Genomic DNA, 14,156 nt, shown 5'->3' with positions numbered 1-14,156 from the left:
TCTCCATCGTCCCCCCGCCCGCTGGACGTTTCCTGAACGTCAACTGGAAGGGGTCGTCAGGTCCCCGGCATCCATGATCGTGTAGGCGTACCCCTGCTCGGCGAGGAACCGCTGGCGGCGCTGGGCGTACTCCTGGTCCAGCGTGTCCCGGGCCACCACGGTGTAGAAGTGCGCCGACTTGCCGTCCTCCTTGGGCCGCAGCAGGCGGCCGAGCCGCTGGGCCTCCTCCTGCCGGGAGCCGTAGGAGCCGGAGACCTGGACCGCCACCGAGGCCTCCGGCAGGTCGATCGAGAAGTTCGCCACCTTGGACACCACCAGCACCTCGACCTGCCCCGCCCGGAACGCGTCGAAGAGCCGCTGCCGTTCGGTCACCGAGGTGGCCCCGGTCAGCACGGGGGCCCCGAGCAGCTCGCCGAGCTCGGCCAGCTGGTCCAGGTACTGCCCGATCACCAGCACCTGCTCACCCGGATGCCGGGCCACGAGCGAGCGCACCACGTCCAGCTTCACCTCGGAGGAGGAGCACAGCCGGTACTTGTCCGCGTCCTCGGCCATCGCGTAGGCCACCCGCTCGTCCCGCGGCAGCTGGACCCTGACCTCCACGCACTCGGCGGGGGCGATGTAGCCCTGGGCCTCGATGTCCTTCCAGGGGGCGTCGTAGCGCTTGGGCCCGATCAGGGAGAACACCTCGGACTCCCGCCCGTCCTCGCGCACCAGCGTGGCGGTCAACCCGAGCCGGCGCCGGGCCTGCAGGTCCGCCGTCAGCCGGAAGATGGGAGCCGGCAGCAGGTGCACCTCGTCGTAGATGATCAACCCCCAGTCGTGCCCGTTGACCAGCTCCAGGTGCGGGTAGATCCCGCCGCGCTTGAGGGTCAGCACCTGGTAGGTGGCGATCGTCACCGGGCGCACCTCCTTGACGGATCCGGAGTACTCGCCGATCTCCGCCTCCGTCAGCGTGGTGCGCTTCAGCAGCTCCGCCTTCCACTGCCGCGCCGAGACCGTGTTGGTCACCAGGATCAGCGTGGTCGCGTTCGCCGTGGACATGGCACCGGCACCCACCAGCGTCTTGCCCGCGCCGCACGGCAGCACCACCACCCCGGAGCCGCCGGCCCAGAAGTTCTCCACCGCCATGCGCTGGTAGGGGCGCAGCTGCCACGGTTCCGCCGGCTCGGAACCCGCCGGGCCGCCGTCGGGCACCTCACCGGTCTGGGGCACCTCGGTGAGCCCGATGGGGTAGGGGGTGCCATCCACATAGCCGGCGGCGTCCTCGGCCGGCCAGCCGAGCTTGAGCAGGGCCTGCTTGAGCTGGCCGCGGCTGGCGGCGTGGACCACCACCGTCTCGCCGTCGATGCGGGGGCCGAACATCTCCGCGGTCTTCTTCGCGTGCAGGACCTCCTCCAGGGCCGGGTAGTCGTCCGTGCGCAGCACCAGCCCGTGCACTTGGTCGTTCTCCAGGCGCAGCCGACCGTACCGGGACATGGTGTCGTCGATGTCCAGCAGCAGCGCGTGCGGCACCGGATAGCGGGAGTAGCTCAGCAGGACGTCCAGCACCTGCTCGGCGTCCACCCCGGCGGCCCGCGCGTTCCACAGCCCGAGGTGGGTGATCCGGTAGGTGTGCACGTGCTCCGGGGCGCGCTCCAGCTCGACGAAGGCGGCCAGTGCGTGGCGGGCCTCGGTGGCCTGCGGGTGATCCACCTCCAGCAGCACGGTCTTGTCCGACTGGACGATCAGGGGGCCATCGGCCACTTCAGGACTCCTCGGGAGTAGACGGGGTGCGCGGGTCCCCTCCATTCTCGTCCATTCTCGCCCCGAACCGCCGATCGATGAAAGACTGACGCTGACCGCCCTCGCAGGCCGACTCGCCAACCCAGGAGAGCCATGTCCTACATCCCCCCGGACCAGGTCGCCGCCTCGATGCTGGACTCCGGCCTCGCCAAGGCCCGTCACGGGACCGGGCAACTGGTCCTGAGGTCCGCCGTCGCGACCTTCCTCCTGGGAGCCGCCGTGCTGCTGGCCACCACCGCCACGGGCCAGACCGGAGTGGGCGTCTTCGGCGCGCTGCTCTTCCCGATGGGCCTGGTCATGGTCATCCTCCTGGGCCTGGAGCTGCTCACCGGCAACATGGCGCTGGTCCCGCTGGCCGTGATCGAACGGCGGGCCACCTCCGGCCAGATGCTGCGCAACTTCGGCTGGGTGCTGTTCGGTCACGTGCTCGGGGGGCTGCTCGCGGCCTTCCTGATCGCCGCCCTGCTGACGCAGTGGTGGACCGCCGAGGCCGAGCCCTTCGGGCTGGCCATCGCGGAGATGGCCGTGGAGAAGACCCTCGGCTACCAGCACCTGGGCTACGCGGGCGGGGCGGGGCTGGCACTGCTCAGCGGCATCCTGTGCAACGGGCTGGTCTCCCTGGGCGTCGTGATGGGCATGACCAGCAGTGACACCACCGGCAAGATCCTGGCCATCTGGTTCCCGATCGCCACGTTCTTCGCCCTGGGCCTGGAACACAGCGTGGTGAACCTCTTCGTCATCCCCGCCGGCATGATGATGGGCGCCCCGGTGGGCCTCGACGACTGGTGGCTGTGGAACCAGATCCCCGTGCTGATCGGCAACCTCATCGGCGCCCTGGCCCTGACCGCGCTGCCGCTCTACTTCGCCTTCGCCACGCGCGGCAGGGACTCCGAGGAATCGGCGGAGGCGGAGACCGGCAACTAGCCGGTCCCGGACGGCGTGGCCGGCGCGGCCGAGACCACGCGGTGCAGCGGCACCACCGTCTCGGCCTCTTGTGCGGGGACCAGACAGCGGACCCGCCCGCCGGCCACCGCCAGCGGCACCACGCGCCGCGACTGGCGCCGGCCCCGCTGGTCCACCGTGACGAGGTCCACCTCGGCGCGCACCCAGGTGGCCTGCCGCAGCACGGCCATGGCCTCCTCGGGGCCCGGCCCGGACGGTGCCGGCCGTGGCGCCGAGCGCAGCCGGGCGATCTGCGCGGCCAGCTCCTCCTCCGAGGGGCTCCAGCGCACGGAGCGGACGGGTTCGGGGAACGCGCTGGCCTCGGGGCTCTGGCGCCGGGTGCGCTGACGCGCCTCGTCGGGGCCATCCGGACCGTCGGCGGCCCGGAGCAGGGCGGCCCGGTGCCCGGCCGCGGCGAGGGCCCGGTGCAACTCTGATGGCCCGACGCCGGCCACCACCACGGTCGGCGCGAGCCGTTCCAGCCGGGCGCCGGACATCGCCGGGTCCGCGACGACCACGTCCAGCAGGTCCGTGTCCTCGCTCTGCAGCCACGCGCCCGCCGGCCCGACCGTGAGCAGGCCGTGCCGCCGGGCCACGTCCCGGATCAGGTACTGCAGCGACTGCGGGATCGCGTCCTCGGAATGCCCCGCCAGGAACGCCTCGATCTCCGCGGCGGTGGCCCCGCCGTCCAGGGCGCCGTGCAGGGAGGCATCGGTGAAGCGATAGATGCGGGCGGCGCCGTCACCCTCCACCTCGGCCAGGCCTGCCAGCCGCCGGGCCACCTGGGGGTCCAGATAGCCCGGGGCCACGGCGGTCAGGTCTCCCTGCAGGCGCACCGTGGTGAGCGGGGCCGGCAGGGCGGTCCCGACGGCGGCCGCGGCCTGATCGAGGTCGTCCGCGGCCACCAGAGCCCCGGTCTCGGTCAGGGCTCCCGCTCCGCTGAGGCCCAGCCGCTCGGCCTCGGCGAGCAGGGCGGGCGTGAAGGCCGCGGTGCGGGCGGAGGCTCGCGGGGACCGCCACCGTTGCCGCTCGGCGACGGCCGGGTCCAGGACGGTGCCCGGGCGCTCGCGGTCGACCTCGAGGGCCGCCTCGAGCAGGGACGCGCGCAACCGGGGTGCATCCGGACGGTTGCGGTCCGCGGCCAGGGCCCGGCCCGTGGACTCGGTGGGCGGGGTGCCGAGCATCGGGGCGCGACCGCTGCCGAGCCAGCCCGCCACGAGCACCTCCCATTGGGTGTGGCGATCGCTGCGACGCCAGGTGCGGGCCGCGGCGGCGGGTCGCCAGAGTGAGGTGTCCGGGTCCAGCACGCTCAGCCGCGCGGCCGCCAGCAACTCGAGCAGCCAGGCGGTGTCCTCGGGGGTGGATCCGGTGGCATCGGCCAGTCTCCTCAGCTCCCGCACCCCGACCCCGCCGGAGCGCAGCGTGCCCAGCCCGGCGGCGAGGGCCTCCAGCAGGTCGTCGGCACCGCGCAGCAGGTCGCCGATGGCGGCCAGTGCCGCGTTGCGACAGAGCGCGGCGGACACCGTGCGCCCGGCCGGCGGTGGGGCCACGGCGTCCAGCGGCCGGCCGGCGGGCCGGGGGTCGGGGTCCAGGGCGGCGGCCACGGGGGTGGGGAGCCGCCAGTCGCCGCGGTACCCGACCACCAGGGCGGCGCCGGCGAGGTCCTCGAGCAGGCCCTCCACCACGGCGGGGTCGGCGTCTTCGAAGAACGCGGCGAGGCGGGCTGCGGAACCGGTGGGGCCGGCGCCGTCCGCTCCGGGGGGAAGGTCCGTCACGGACACGGCCGCCAGGCCCTCCAGGACGTCCAGATGGGCGCGGTCCAGGCCGTCGAGGGCGCGCAGCACGGACATCTGCGTGCTGGCCCGGGCCGCCAGGGCCGCGAAATCGGGGACGGGCGGGTGGCAGAGGTCAGGACGGAGCACGAGCAACCGCTCCAGCCGGTCATCCGGCCATCCGGCCAGGTGGTCCGTCAGGGTGGCAGCCCTCACCGCGCGGGCCGGATCAGGCGCGGCGCCTCAGCACGGCCTTGGCCACCACATAGGCGAGCATCAGGGCGAAGCCGAGGGGCAGTCCGTAGAGGCCGAACCAGAAGAAGACCGGCCAGGCCGAGACGGACAGGAAGTAGGAGACGAGCAGGAGCACCGTGGCCGCGAAGGAGACCACGGTCAGCGCGACGCCGGCCACCAGGAGACCCCGCAACCAGGGGGAGGTCTCGAGGCTGTGCGGGGCGGGTGCGGCGAAAGGACGTGCGGACATGGCCTCCAGTCTACGCCGGGAACCGAGGGGGTATCCTTGGGGGGTTACAGACTTTCCCCGCCCCTCGAGGACGCCACGAGGCAGGGCCGCCCGGACCATGGGAGTCCGCGGACAGCGCCCGCCGTCCCGTCCAGCGGGGATGCCCCAGAAACAGAGAAGGACACAGGAATGCCGACCGGCAAAGTAAAGTTCTACGACTCGAGCAAGGGCTTCGGCTTCATCCACACAGATGAGGGCCAGGAGGTCCACCTGCCCTCCTCGGCCGTGCCCGCGGGCGTCACCGAGGTCCGCGCCGGCACCCGCATGGAGTTCGGGGTGGCCGAGGGTCGCCGCGGCCCCCAGGCGTTGAGCGCCCGCATCCTCGAGGACGGTCCCTCGGTGGTCCGCGCGACCCGCCGCAAGCCCCAGGACATGGCTGTGGTGGTGGAAGACCTCATCAAGTGGATGGACATGGCCTCCAACAGCCTGCGCAAGGGCAAGTACCCGCAGAAGGCCCAGGCCGAGAAGATCGCCATGGCCCTACGCAAGGTGGCCGACGAACTTGAGGCCTGAGACCGAGACTGCCGAGGCTGAGCAGCCGCAGCCCGCGACGGAGACGGCCCAGGCCGAGGGCCGGACGGTGCGGATCCCGCCGAAGCCGACGCGCGCGCCCCGCAAGCGGACGCCGAAACTGGACGAGCTGCTCGCCGCCGCCGTGGACCAGGCCCGGGCCGCCCTGCACGGTCTGGCCGGTCAGGACGAGATCGGCGACCACGTGGGCGTCGTGGCCGATGACGACCGGCTGGTCACCCACCGCTTCGCCGCCACCCTGGCCGGGTACGGTGGCTGGGAGTGGTTCGTCACGGTGGCCCGCGCCCCCCGCAGCAAGGTCGTCACCGTCTGCGAGACCGGGCTGCTGCCCGGCGCGGACGCGATCCTGGCCCCCGACTGGCTGCCGTGGTCCGAGCGCGTGAGCCAGGAGGAGAAGATCCGTCTGGACGCCATCGCTGCCGGTGAGGATCCGGAGGCGGCGGTCGCCCGCGCTCGCGGCGCGGCCGAGGAGGATGACCAGGACCGGGACCAGGGCCAGGACCAGGACGAGAGCGAGACTGAGGGCGGGGCGGCGGCCGAGCCGCAGGCCTGAGGGCCGGTCCCCTGCTGCCCAGCGCCTTCCCAACCGCGTTCCCAACCCCGTTCACGACGTCGGCCGCGCACCCTTCAGGTGCGCGGCCGACGTCGTTCTTCTGGCCCTTTCAGGCGAGGTGCTCAGGCGAGGTGCTCGACCACGTGGTCGATGCAGGCCAGCAGCGCCGTGATGTCATCCGGCTCGATCGCGGCGAAGGTGGCGATGCGCAGCTGGTTGCGGCCGAGCTTGCGGTAGGGCTCCACATCCACCACGCCGTGGGCGCGCAGGACCTTCGCCACGGCGGCGGCATCCACGGACTCGTCGAAGTCGACGGTCGTGATGACGGCGGAGCGGTCCTGGGGGCGGGTGACATAGGGAGTGGCGAAGGACGAGCCCTCGGCCCAGGAGTACACGCGGTTCGAGGAATCGGCGGTGCGGGCGGTGGCGAAGTCCAGGCCGCCGTTGGAGTTCATCCACCGGACCTGGTTGTCCAGCATCACCAGGGTGGCCAGGGCCGGGGTGTTGTAGGTCTGGTCCTTCAGCGAATTGTCCACCGCGGTCTTCAGGTCGAGGAAGTCCGGGATCCAGCGGCCGGAGGCCTTGACCTCCTCCACGCGGGCCAGTGCCGCGGGGGAGAACAGCGCCAGCCACAGGCCGCCGTCCGAGGCGAAGTTCTTCTGCGGGGCGAAGTAGTAGGCATCGGTCTGGGACACGTCCACCGGCAGGCCGCCGGCCGCCGAGGTCGCGTCCACCAGTACAAGGGCGTCGCCGGCGGCACCGGAGACGCGCTGCACGGGCGCGGCCACCCCGGTGGAGGTCTCGTTCTGCGGCCAGGCGTAGACGTCCACGCCGTCCTCGGCGACCGGCTCGGGGCGGGTGCCCGGCTCGGCGGAGAGGATGGAGGAGGCCTCGAGGAACGGCGCGTTGTCCGTGGCCTTGGCGAACTTCGAGCCGAACTCACCGAAGGACAGGTGCTGGGCCTTGGAGCGGACCAGGCCGAAACTGGCCGCGTCCCAGAAGGCGGTGGACCCGCCGACCCCGAGGATGACCTCATAGCCCTCCGGGGCGGAGAACAGCTGGCTCAGGCCCTCGCGGACGCTGCCGACCAGGTTCTTGACCGGCGCCTGGCGGTGAGAGGTCCCCAGCAGTCTCGGTCCGGCCTCCACGAGGGCCTGCACCTGTTCCGCGCGCACCTTGGACGGGCCGGCGCCGAACCGCCCGTCACGGGGCAGCAGGTTCTGGGGGATGGTCACCTCGGGTGAGCTCATGGGGTCTCCTGGTGTTGTGGGGTTCTCGGCCGGGCCGCAAAGGGCCATTCTCCCGCACCGCGGGCAGTGCCGGGGCAACATGTCGTTCCCCCTCAGGCCGCACCACTAGGATGGACGGTGGACTTCCCGTGTCTACACCACCCCTTGAGGGGCGGCGCTGGCGGAGACGGCGAACTGTTGGGGACCTGGAGAGGAACATCAGCCGTGACGGACCTGATCGACACCACCGAGATGTACTTGCGCACCATCCTCGAACTGGAGGAGGAGGGCATCGTCCCCTTGCGCGCCCGCATCGCCGAGCGCCTCGACCACTCCGGCCCCACCGTCTCCCAGACCGTGGCCCGCATGGAACGGGACGGCTTGGTGCACGTGCGCAACGACCGTCACCTGGAACTGACCATGGACGGGCGCGAGAAGGCCGTGAGCGTGATGCGCAAGCACCGCCTCGCCGAGCGGCTGCTGGCCGATGTGATCGGCCTGGACTGGGCCTACGTCCATGAGGAGGCCTGCCGCTGGGAACACGTGATGAGCGAGCAGGTCGAGCTGCGCCTGCTGGACCTGCTCCACAACCCCTCCGAATCGCCCTACGGCAACCCGATCCCCGGCCTCGGTGACCTGCGTCCCCCCGTGCCGGGCACGGGCTCCGCGTTCGACCGGGGTGAACGGCTCTCCGAGGTGTCCGGACAGCCGGGCCGCTACACGGTGGTCCGCCTGACGGAGGCCATCCAGACCGATCCAGAGCTGCTGGGCGAGCTGGCCCTGGCCGGGGTCCGCCCCGGCCAGGCCATCGAGATCGCGGACGGTGACGGATACGTCACGGTCCGTGCCGCCGAGCCGTCCGCCTCCGCCGACGGCGGCGTGGCGCTGGAGGTCAACGAGGAGACGGCGTCCCACATCATCGTGGAGCGCTAGACGCCCCGGCGAAATCGGTCCTGCATAACGGTGGATGCCCCGGTTCGTCATCTGGATGTGACCCTGAAAACCGCGGGAATCCGGTGATCTCGGGACCTCATCCCAGGTTATCCACCGGGTCCGTGACCTCAGCGTGACATTTATAAACTTTTGATATACCTTGGTTCACGGCGCTTCGGCAGACCAGCTCGAAGCCGCCGGCCGATGGTTTGCCACACCCCCCGTGACCACGGCGTTTCAAGCAGTCGTCCATCATGGCGGGGGCGGGCTTTGCCCGGCGGCACGTGAGAGAGGTTATTACGTGTCGAAGCGCAGCTCCGCAGCACGCCACCGCGCCGTTCCGGCGAACACCAACCCGCTGGAGGCCATCTCCAAGGCCGTCTCCTCGAACGCAGGCACCGTGGGCCGTCAGGCCGCCGTGGTGGCCGCCGCGTCCGGCCTCGTGCTGACGATCGGCATGCCGGCACAGGGTGCCGCCCCGGCCGTCCGTGAGACCACCAGCATCCCGGCCCCCGGCCTGGACATCGAGCGCGCCGCGCTCACCACCGTCAACGTGGCCGCCGCCAAGGACGTGAAGGTCGAGCTCGACCGCGCACCGGTCTCCTCGAAGCCGGCCCCCGAGCCGGAGCCCGAGCCCGCCCCGGCCCCGCGCGCCGAGCGCGCCGCCACCACGCAGGCGGAGTCCTCGCAGGACCAGCAGAGCCGGTCCCAGACCACGCGTCAGTCCAGCTCTTCCTCTTCTTCTTCTTCCTCTTCCTCGTCTTCTTCGGCCTCCACGCAGAGCGCCCCCGTGCAGGCGGCCGCCGCGGCCCCGGCCCCGCAGAGCTCTTCTGTGGGCGGCGTGGTGGGTGCGGCCTACGCCGGCGTGGGCGTGCCCTACGTCTACGGCGGCAAGACCACCTCCGGCTGGGACTGCTCCGGCTTCGTGTCCTGGGCCTACCGCCAGGCCGGGATCAGCATCCCGTCCTCCACCTCCGCGATCCGCGGCTCCGGTCTCTTCGTGCAGACCTCCAACCCGAAGCCGGGTGACCTGGTGTTCCAGAACGGCGGCGGCCACGTGGGCATCTACGTGGGCAACGGCCAGATGATCGGCGCCCAGAACCCCTCCGTGGGCACCTTCCAGCACTCCGTGACCCGGAACCCTCTGATGGGTTACTACACCTACGTCGGCTGACCACCGGCTTCACGGTCCGGCTTTGAGCCGGACCAGCGACGACTGCTACGAGGGCCCCTCCGCCACGGAGGGGCCCTCGGTCGTTCCCGGCGTGAACCGGGCGTGACGACTCCGTGAACACTCCCGCCGACACGCCCGGAACCGGGGGTGCATGGAAGCGGGTGCTGCCGGGCGGCGCGTATCCTGAACCTGATCGTCACCCGATTCATCCCCGCTGACGCCGGATGGCCGGGCCAACATCCCGTCCGGACGATCCGGCGCCCGCGGCACAGACAACGCCGCGAGGTATGTCCCATGCGCACCCTGGTCCTGAACGCCGGCTACGAGCCACTCTCCGTCGTCAGCTACCGGCGCGCCATCCTCCTGGTGGGTACCGGCAAGGCCAGCGTGCTCGCCGACGGCGGCGATCCGGTGGTCGGGCCCTCCACCACGGTGCGCCGCCCGGCGGTCATCCTGCTCACGCGGTACGTGCGCATCCCCCACGGCGATGCGGCGCCCGTGTCCCGGCGGGGCGTGCTGCGCCGGGACGCCCACCTGTGCGGATACTGCGGACGCCCGGCCAGTACGGTGGACCACATCCACCCCCGCTCCAGGGGCGGGGAGGACTCCTGGGAGAACCTGGTGGCCTGCTGCCTGACGTGCAACAACACCAAGGGGGACCGTTCGCTGGCGCAGATGGGCTGGCACCTGCGCGTCACGCCCCGCCGGCCGCGCGGGGTCGCCTGGCGGATCCGCGAACTGGAGCGGCCGGCCGAGCAGTGGACGGACTTCCTGGCGGCGGTGGCCTGAGCCGGGGGATCCGGCGGACCGGAGCACACCTAAACTGGGATGATGCCCGAGACCCTGACCGCTGAGCTGATGGCCGCCCTCGAACTCGGGGACGCCGCCGTGGACATCCCCCGCCTGGCCCGGATCGCGAGGATCGCGGCCGCCGCCTCGGGGCACGACGACGACGCCGCGGCCACCGCGTTCATCGCCGGCTACGCGGCGGGGCTGGCTGAGGGGACGGGGCAGGCCGGCTTCGAGCGGGCCCACCGCGCCTCGCTGCGGGGGATCGAGGCCTTCCTGGGCCGCGCCGTCACCGCGGATCGGAGCACGCCGTGAGCATGGAGCGCGCGGCGATGATGGCCATGCGCCGGGCCAGCCACGGTGACCCGGCGTCCCCGGGGGCCCTGCGTCCGGGCACCATCCGGCGCTCCCTGGACTTCGTGCGCCGCTACAAGGGCAAGCTCGTGTTCTACCTGGTGCTGTCCGTGGTGGGGGCCGTGCTGGGCGTGGCCTCACCCATCCTCGCGGGGGACGTGGTGGACGCGATCGTGGGGGACGGGGACGCCGACCGCATCATCCGGCTGGCCCTGCTCATCGCGGCCGTGGCCCTGGCGGACGCCCTGCTGGCCGTGGTGACCCGGTGGCTCTCCTCGGACCTCGGGGAACGGATCATCTACGACCTGCGCACGCTCGTGTTCGACCACGTGCAGAGAATGCCGATCGCCTTCTTCATGCGGACCCGCACCGGGGCGCTCGTCTCGCGCCTCAACAACGACGTGATCGGCGCCCAGACCGCGATCTCCCGGACCCTGTCCGGGGTGGTCATGAACCTGGTCTCCGTGGTCCTCACCCTGGCCGTCATGCTCTCCACCTCGTGGCAGATCACCCTCGTCTCCCTGGTGCTGCTGCCGCTGTTCTTCATCCCGGCCCGCCTGCTGGGCGGCACGATCGCCGGGCTCAGCCGCCGCCAGGCCCAGAACAACGCCGCCATGGGCGACCAGATGACCGAACGCTTCTCCGCCCCCGGGGCCACCCTCGTCAAGCTCTTCGGCAACCCGCGCCGGGAATCGGTGGAGTTCGCCGACCGCGCGGACCGGGTGCGTCAGACCGGCGTCGGGATCTCCGTGCGCCAGTCCGTGTTCATGACCGCGCTGACGCTGGTCTCCGCCCTGGCCCTGGCGGCCGTCTACGGGATCGGCGGGCTGCAGGCGCTGGCGGGGACCCTCAACGCCGGGGACGTGGTCACCCTGGCCCTGTTGCTGACCCGCCTCTACGCCCCGTTGACCTCCCTGGCCAGCGCGCGCGTGGAGATCATGGGGGCCCTGGTCTCCTTCGACCGGATCTTCGAGGTGCTGGACCTGGAGCCGCTGATCCGCCAGCGGCCGGACGCCGCGCCCATCCCGGCCGGCCCCGTGACCCTGGAGGTCTCCGACGTCCGCTTCGCCTACCCGAGCGCCGAACAGGTCTCCCTGGCCTCCCTCGAGGAGGTCGCGGTGCTGGACCGCCGGGGCGGCTCCGAGGTGCTGCACGGGATCTCCTTCACCGTGCGCCCCGGCCAGACCTATGCCCTGGTCGGCACCTCCGGCGCCGGCAAGTCCACCATCGCCTCCCTGCTGGCCCGCCTGTACGACGTCGGCTCCGGCACCATCCGCTACAACGGCACCGATGTGCGGGACACCACCTTCGCCTCCCTGCAGTCCACGGTCGGCATGGTGACCCAGGACGGTCACCTGTTCCATGACACGATCCGGGGCAACCTCACCCTGTCCCGGCCCGACGCCGGGGAGGACGAGGTCTGGGACGCGATCGACCGGGCCCGCCTGCGGGAGGTCGTGGAGTCCCTGCCGGACGGGCTGGACACCGTGGTGGGGGAGCGGGGCTACCGGCTCTCCGGCGGGGAGCGCCAGCGCATGACCATCGCCCGGCTGCTGCTGGCCGCCCCGCGCGTGGTGCTGCTGGACGAGGCCACCGCGGCGCTGGACTCCACCTCGGAGAAGGCCGTCCAGGCCGCCCTGGCCGAGGCGTTGACCGGCCGCACCGCCGTGGTGATCGCCCATCGACTCTCCACCGTCCGCTCCGCGGACCGGATCCTGGTGGTGGAGGGAGGCAGCATCGTGGAGGAGGGCCCGCACGAGGCCCTGCTGGCCGCGGGCGGGCGCTACGCGGAGCTGTACCGGACGCAGTTCGACGACCCCGACGCCGCCGGGGGGAAACCGTGACGACCACCGCCGTGGGCCGCCGTCCTGCCCGGGTGGCCCGCGCGCTTGCTGGTGCGCTGTGCGCGGGGGTCCTCCTGCTGTCCGGATGCGGCTCCCCGGATCCGGGCGAACCGCAGGACACCGGCCAGCAGGGCCCAGATCCTGCTGGGGGTGGCGTACAGCCCGCCAGCACGGCTCCGGCGGGGGAACTCATGGACACCGCCGTGGAGAACACCGACGCACTGATGGCCGAGCTCGGCGGTGACTGGAGTTTCCTGAGCGGGGACGGGCCATATGAGACCGAGCGGGTCCGTGCCGAGTCGAGCCCTCAGCCATGCGCCATCCGTTCCGGAGACAGCGGGACGACCGGCGGCGGAATGTACTCCGTGGTGGCCGTGACCGGAGCTCCGGACGAGAACGCCGGGCAGTCGCTGGAACGTTTCGAGGATGCCTTGGAATCGGCCGGATACCAACTCGTCGAGGGCAATGGCGTCGGTGCGGCCGGCAACGTCGTGGCCAATGGTGAATCGGCGCAGGGCCGTGTCACGCTGACCCGGAACCCCGAGGACCTGAGGATCCAGCTCAGGACCGCCTGCAGCACCGACCCCTCGATGCAGTAGCGTCCGTTGACCAGGGCGAACGGGGCCCTTCGGTCTTGGTGCCCCCGGCCGGAATCGAACCGACGACCTACCCTTTAGGAGAGGGTCGCTCTATCCTACTGAGCTACGGGGGCGGGGACCGAGTAGCCCGGTCCACCCGAACATCTTACGCAAAGATCGCGGCGACGTTGCGTCGTGGGCACGCGGCGGGCTTCGGGCAACAACTGGGGAGCAGCTGGGGATCGGACCGCGCGCGTTCATCATCCAGACGTTCGGCGTGTCCCGTCCAGAGCATCCCGACACACCGGATATCCGCATGATGAGACCAGGCGGGACCTGGAGGGACCCTTCTCAGCGCCTCCTCGGCAGCCCTGTGGCGATCGGTGCCCTCCGCTCAGGCCCTCCGCTCGGCGAGCAGCCGCCGGACCTTCCCGGCGATCATCAGCACCGCCCAGAGGGCAAGGGCCACCAGGAGTATCCACCGCGCCGAGGTGAACGCGGAGGCCAGCTCCGCACCCTCCCCGCCGGCATCCAGGGCGGCCTCGATGAGCAGGTTCTCCGTGATGTCCACCACCGCGAAGAGGGCGCCCGCCGCGTAGGACGCCCACCGCCCGGCACCCCGGGGCAGGGACCAGGCGGCCACCCCACTGACGCAGGCGAACACGAAGAGCGGGAAGATCACCCCGGCGGTCTTGTGCACCCAGTTCAGCTGCCCGTGGGCGGCGGCGTCCATGGCGGAGTCCAGTTCGGCGAGGTCGGCGGCGCCGTAGGAGAACCGGTGGTCCGGCATGGGCAGCCCGCCGGACAAGGCGGACATCTGCGGCAGGGCGATGACGTGCAGGTAGAAGAACATGAACAGCGTCACGCCGAGCAGCGCGATGATGAGCATGCCCGGGCTGCCCTGCTGCTGGCCGGAGGCCTGCAGATCCTGCCGCGCCTGGCCCACGGACAACCTGGGGCGCTTCGCGGGCGCGACGCCGGCCCCCGGCTCGGTCTCGCCGGTCACCTGGGGTGACCGGCCGGCGTCGGGCCGGGGCTTGTTCTTGGAATTCTTCGGGGAACGCCTGCGGTTCTTCTGGGACACGGAAACCTCCAGCGTCCATTGTCCCAGTTCTTCCCCCGCTGCAGCGCCGCGGGAGGACAACAGGATTA

At 71.8% G+C, this 14,156-nt stretch carries 14 protein-coding genes and 1 tRNA gene; 9 read left to right on the top strand and 6 right to left on the bottom strand.

The features are described from left to right. Positions 1 to 39: 39 nt before the first annotated feature. Positions 40 to 1,743, bottom strand: coding sequence for a DNA repair helicase XPB (locus tag AB0K08_RS14645; RefSeq protein ID WP_363355718.1), 1,704 nt, complete (start codon positions 1,741 to 1,743; stop codon positions 40 to 42). 132 nt (positions 1,744 to 1,875) lie between these two features. Between AB0K08_RS14645 and AB0K08_RS14640 the strand changes: the two genes are divergently transcribed. Continuing rightward, positions 1,876 to 2,706, top strand: a complete 831-nt coding sequence (locus AB0K08_RS14640; protein ID WP_363355716.1) for a formate/nitrite transporter family protein — start codon at positions 1,876 to 1,878, stop codon at positions 2,704 to 2,706. Here the strand turns inward: AB0K08_RS14640 and AB0K08_RS14635 are convergent. Together AB0K08_RS14635 and AB0K08_RS14630 are read right to left on the bottom strand one after the other, a co-directional pair. Then, a complete protein-coding gene (locus AB0K08_RS14635; RefSeq protein WP_363355714.1) occupies positions 2,703 to 4,712 on the bottom strand; it encodes a helicase-associated domain-containing protein in 2,010 nt (669 codons plus the stop codon). The genes AB0K08_RS14640 and AB0K08_RS14635 overlap by 4 nt on opposite strands. 13 nt (positions 4,713 to 4,725) lie before the next feature. Continuing rightward, positions 4,726 to 4,980, bottom strand: coding sequence for a hypothetical protein (locus AB0K08_RS14630; RefSeq protein ID WP_363355712.1), 255 nt, complete (start codon positions 4,978 to 4,980; stop codon positions 4,726 to 4,728). Positions 4,981 to 5,148: 168 nt separating this feature from the next. On the opposite strand from AB0K08_RS14630, the gene AB0K08_RS14625 reads away from it, so the two are divergent. Both AB0K08_RS14625 and AB0K08_RS14620 read left to right on the top strand, forming a co-directional pair. Further along, a complete protein-coding gene (locus AB0K08_RS14625) occupies positions 5,149 to 5,532 on the top strand; it encodes a cold shock domain-containing protein (protein WP_363355710.1) in 384 nt (127 codons plus the stop codon). Next, on the top strand, positions 5,522 to 6,103 hold the full coding sequence (locus AB0K08_RS14620) for a DUF3027 domain-containing protein (protein ID WP_363355708.1): 582 nt from the start codon (positions 5,522 to 5,524) through the stop codon (positions 6,101 to 6,103). The genes AB0K08_RS14625 and AB0K08_RS14620 overlap by 11 nt, the downstream gene beginning before the upstream one ends. Before the next feature lie 122 nt (positions 6,104 to 6,225). On the opposite strand, the gene serC is transcribed toward AB0K08_RS14620, so the two are convergent. After that, on the bottom strand, positions 6,226 to 7,353 hold the full coding sequence (serC, locus tag AB0K08_RS14615) for a phosphoserine transaminase (RefSeq protein ID WP_363355706.1): 1,128 nt from the start codon (positions 7,351 to 7,353) through the stop codon (positions 6,226 to 6,228). Between the two features lie 204 nt (positions 7,354 to 7,557). On the opposite strand from serC, the gene AB0K08_RS14610 reads away from it, so the two are divergent. The 6 genes from AB0K08_RS14610 (at position 7,558) to AB0K08_RS14585 (ending at position 13,025) form a co-directional block, all read left to right on the top strand. Then, positions 7,558 to 8,265 carry an iron dependent repressor, metal binding and dimerization domain protein gene (locus AB0K08_RS14610; RefSeq protein WP_363355704.1) on the top strand — a complete coding sequence of 236 codons (708 nt, stop codon included), beginning with the start codon at positions 7,558 to 7,560 and terminating at the stop codon, positions 8,263 to 8,265. 301 nt (positions 8,266 to 8,566) lie between these two features. Further along, positions 8,567 to 9,439, top strand: coding sequence for an NlpC/P60 family protein (locus AB0K08_RS14605; RefSeq protein ID WP_363355702.1), 873 nt, complete (start codon positions 8,567 to 8,569; stop codon positions 9,437 to 9,439). A 294-nt stretch (positions 9,440 to 9,733) separates the two neighbouring features. Beyond that, on the top strand, positions 9,734 to 10,228 hold the full coding sequence (locus tag AB0K08_RS14600; protein ID WP_363355700.1) for an HNH endonuclease: 495 nt from the start codon (positions 9,734 to 9,736) through the stop codon (positions 10,226 to 10,228). A 42-nt stretch (positions 10,229 to 10,270) separates the two neighbouring features. Then, on the top strand, positions 10,271 to 10,543 hold the full coding sequence (locus tag AB0K08_RS14595) for a hypothetical protein (RefSeq protein ID WP_363355698.1): 273 nt from the start codon (positions 10,271 to 10,273) through the stop codon (positions 10,541 to 10,543). A 20-nt stretch (positions 10,544 to 10,563) separates the two neighbouring features. Further along, complete coding sequence (locus tag AB0K08_RS14590) at positions 10,564 to 12,426, top strand: ABC transporter ATP-binding protein (protein WP_363355782.1); 1,863 nt, start codon at positions 10,564 to 10,566, stop codon at positions 12,424 to 12,426. Continuing rightward, complete coding sequence (locus AB0K08_RS14585; protein ID WP_363355696.1) at positions 12,423 to 13,025, top strand: hypothetical protein; 603 nt, start codon at positions 12,423 to 12,425, stop codon at positions 13,023 to 13,025. Before AB0K08_RS14590 ends, AB0K08_RS14585 begins: the two co-directional genes overlap by 4 nt. 36 nt (positions 13,026 to 13,061) lie before the next feature. Here AB0K08_RS14585 and AB0K08_RS14580 read toward each other — a convergent pair. Together AB0K08_RS14580 and AB0K08_RS14575 are read right to left on the bottom strand one after the other, a co-directional pair. Then, positions 13,062 to 13,138 (bottom strand) — tRNA-Arg (locus AB0K08_RS14580). Between the two features lie 260 nt (positions 13,139 to 13,398). Beyond that, on the bottom strand, positions 13,399 to 14,088 hold the full coding sequence (locus AB0K08_RS14575) for a hypothetical protein (RefSeq protein ID WP_363355694.1): 690 nt from the start codon (positions 14,086 to 14,088) through the stop codon (positions 13,399 to 13,401). Positions 14,089 to 14,156 lie beyond the last annotated feature (68 nt).

The organism is Citricoccus sp. NPDC055426, from assembly GCF_040677445.1.
Taxonomy (GTDB): domain Bacteria; phylum Actinomycetota; class Actinomycetes; order Actinomycetales; family Micrococcaceae; genus Citricoccus.
This window is presented reverse-complemented; position numbering and strand designations above follow the sequence as displayed.

Coding starts and splice junctions, on each gene's coding strand:
- AB0K08_RS14640 (WP_363355716.1), top strand. CDS start 1,876: ATGTCCTACATCCCCCCGGACCAGGTCGCCGCCTCGATGCTGGACTCC.
- AB0K08_RS14630 (WP_363355712.1), bottom strand. CDS start 4,980: ATGTCCGCACGTCCTTTCGCCGCACCCGCCCCGCACAGCCTCGAGACC.
- AB0K08_RS14625 (WP_363355710.1), top strand. CDS start 5,149: ATGCCGACCGGCAAAGTAAAGTTCTACGACTCGAGCAAGGGCTTCGGC.
- serC (WP_363355706.1), bottom strand. CDS start 7,353: ATGAGCTCACCCGAGGTGACCATCCCCCAGAACCTGCTGCCCCGTGAC.
- AB0K08_RS14600 (WP_363355700.1), top strand. CDS start 9,734: ATGCGCACCCTGGTCCTGAACGCCGGCTACGAGCCACTCTCCGTCGTC.
- AB0K08_RS14595 (WP_363355698.1), top strand. CDS start 10,271: ATGCCCGAGACCCTGACCGCTGAGCTGATGGCCGCCCTCGAACTCGGG.
- AB0K08_RS14590 (WP_363355782.1), top strand. CDS start 10,564: ATGGCCATGCGCCGGGCCAGCCACGGTGACCCGGCGTCCCCGGGGGCC.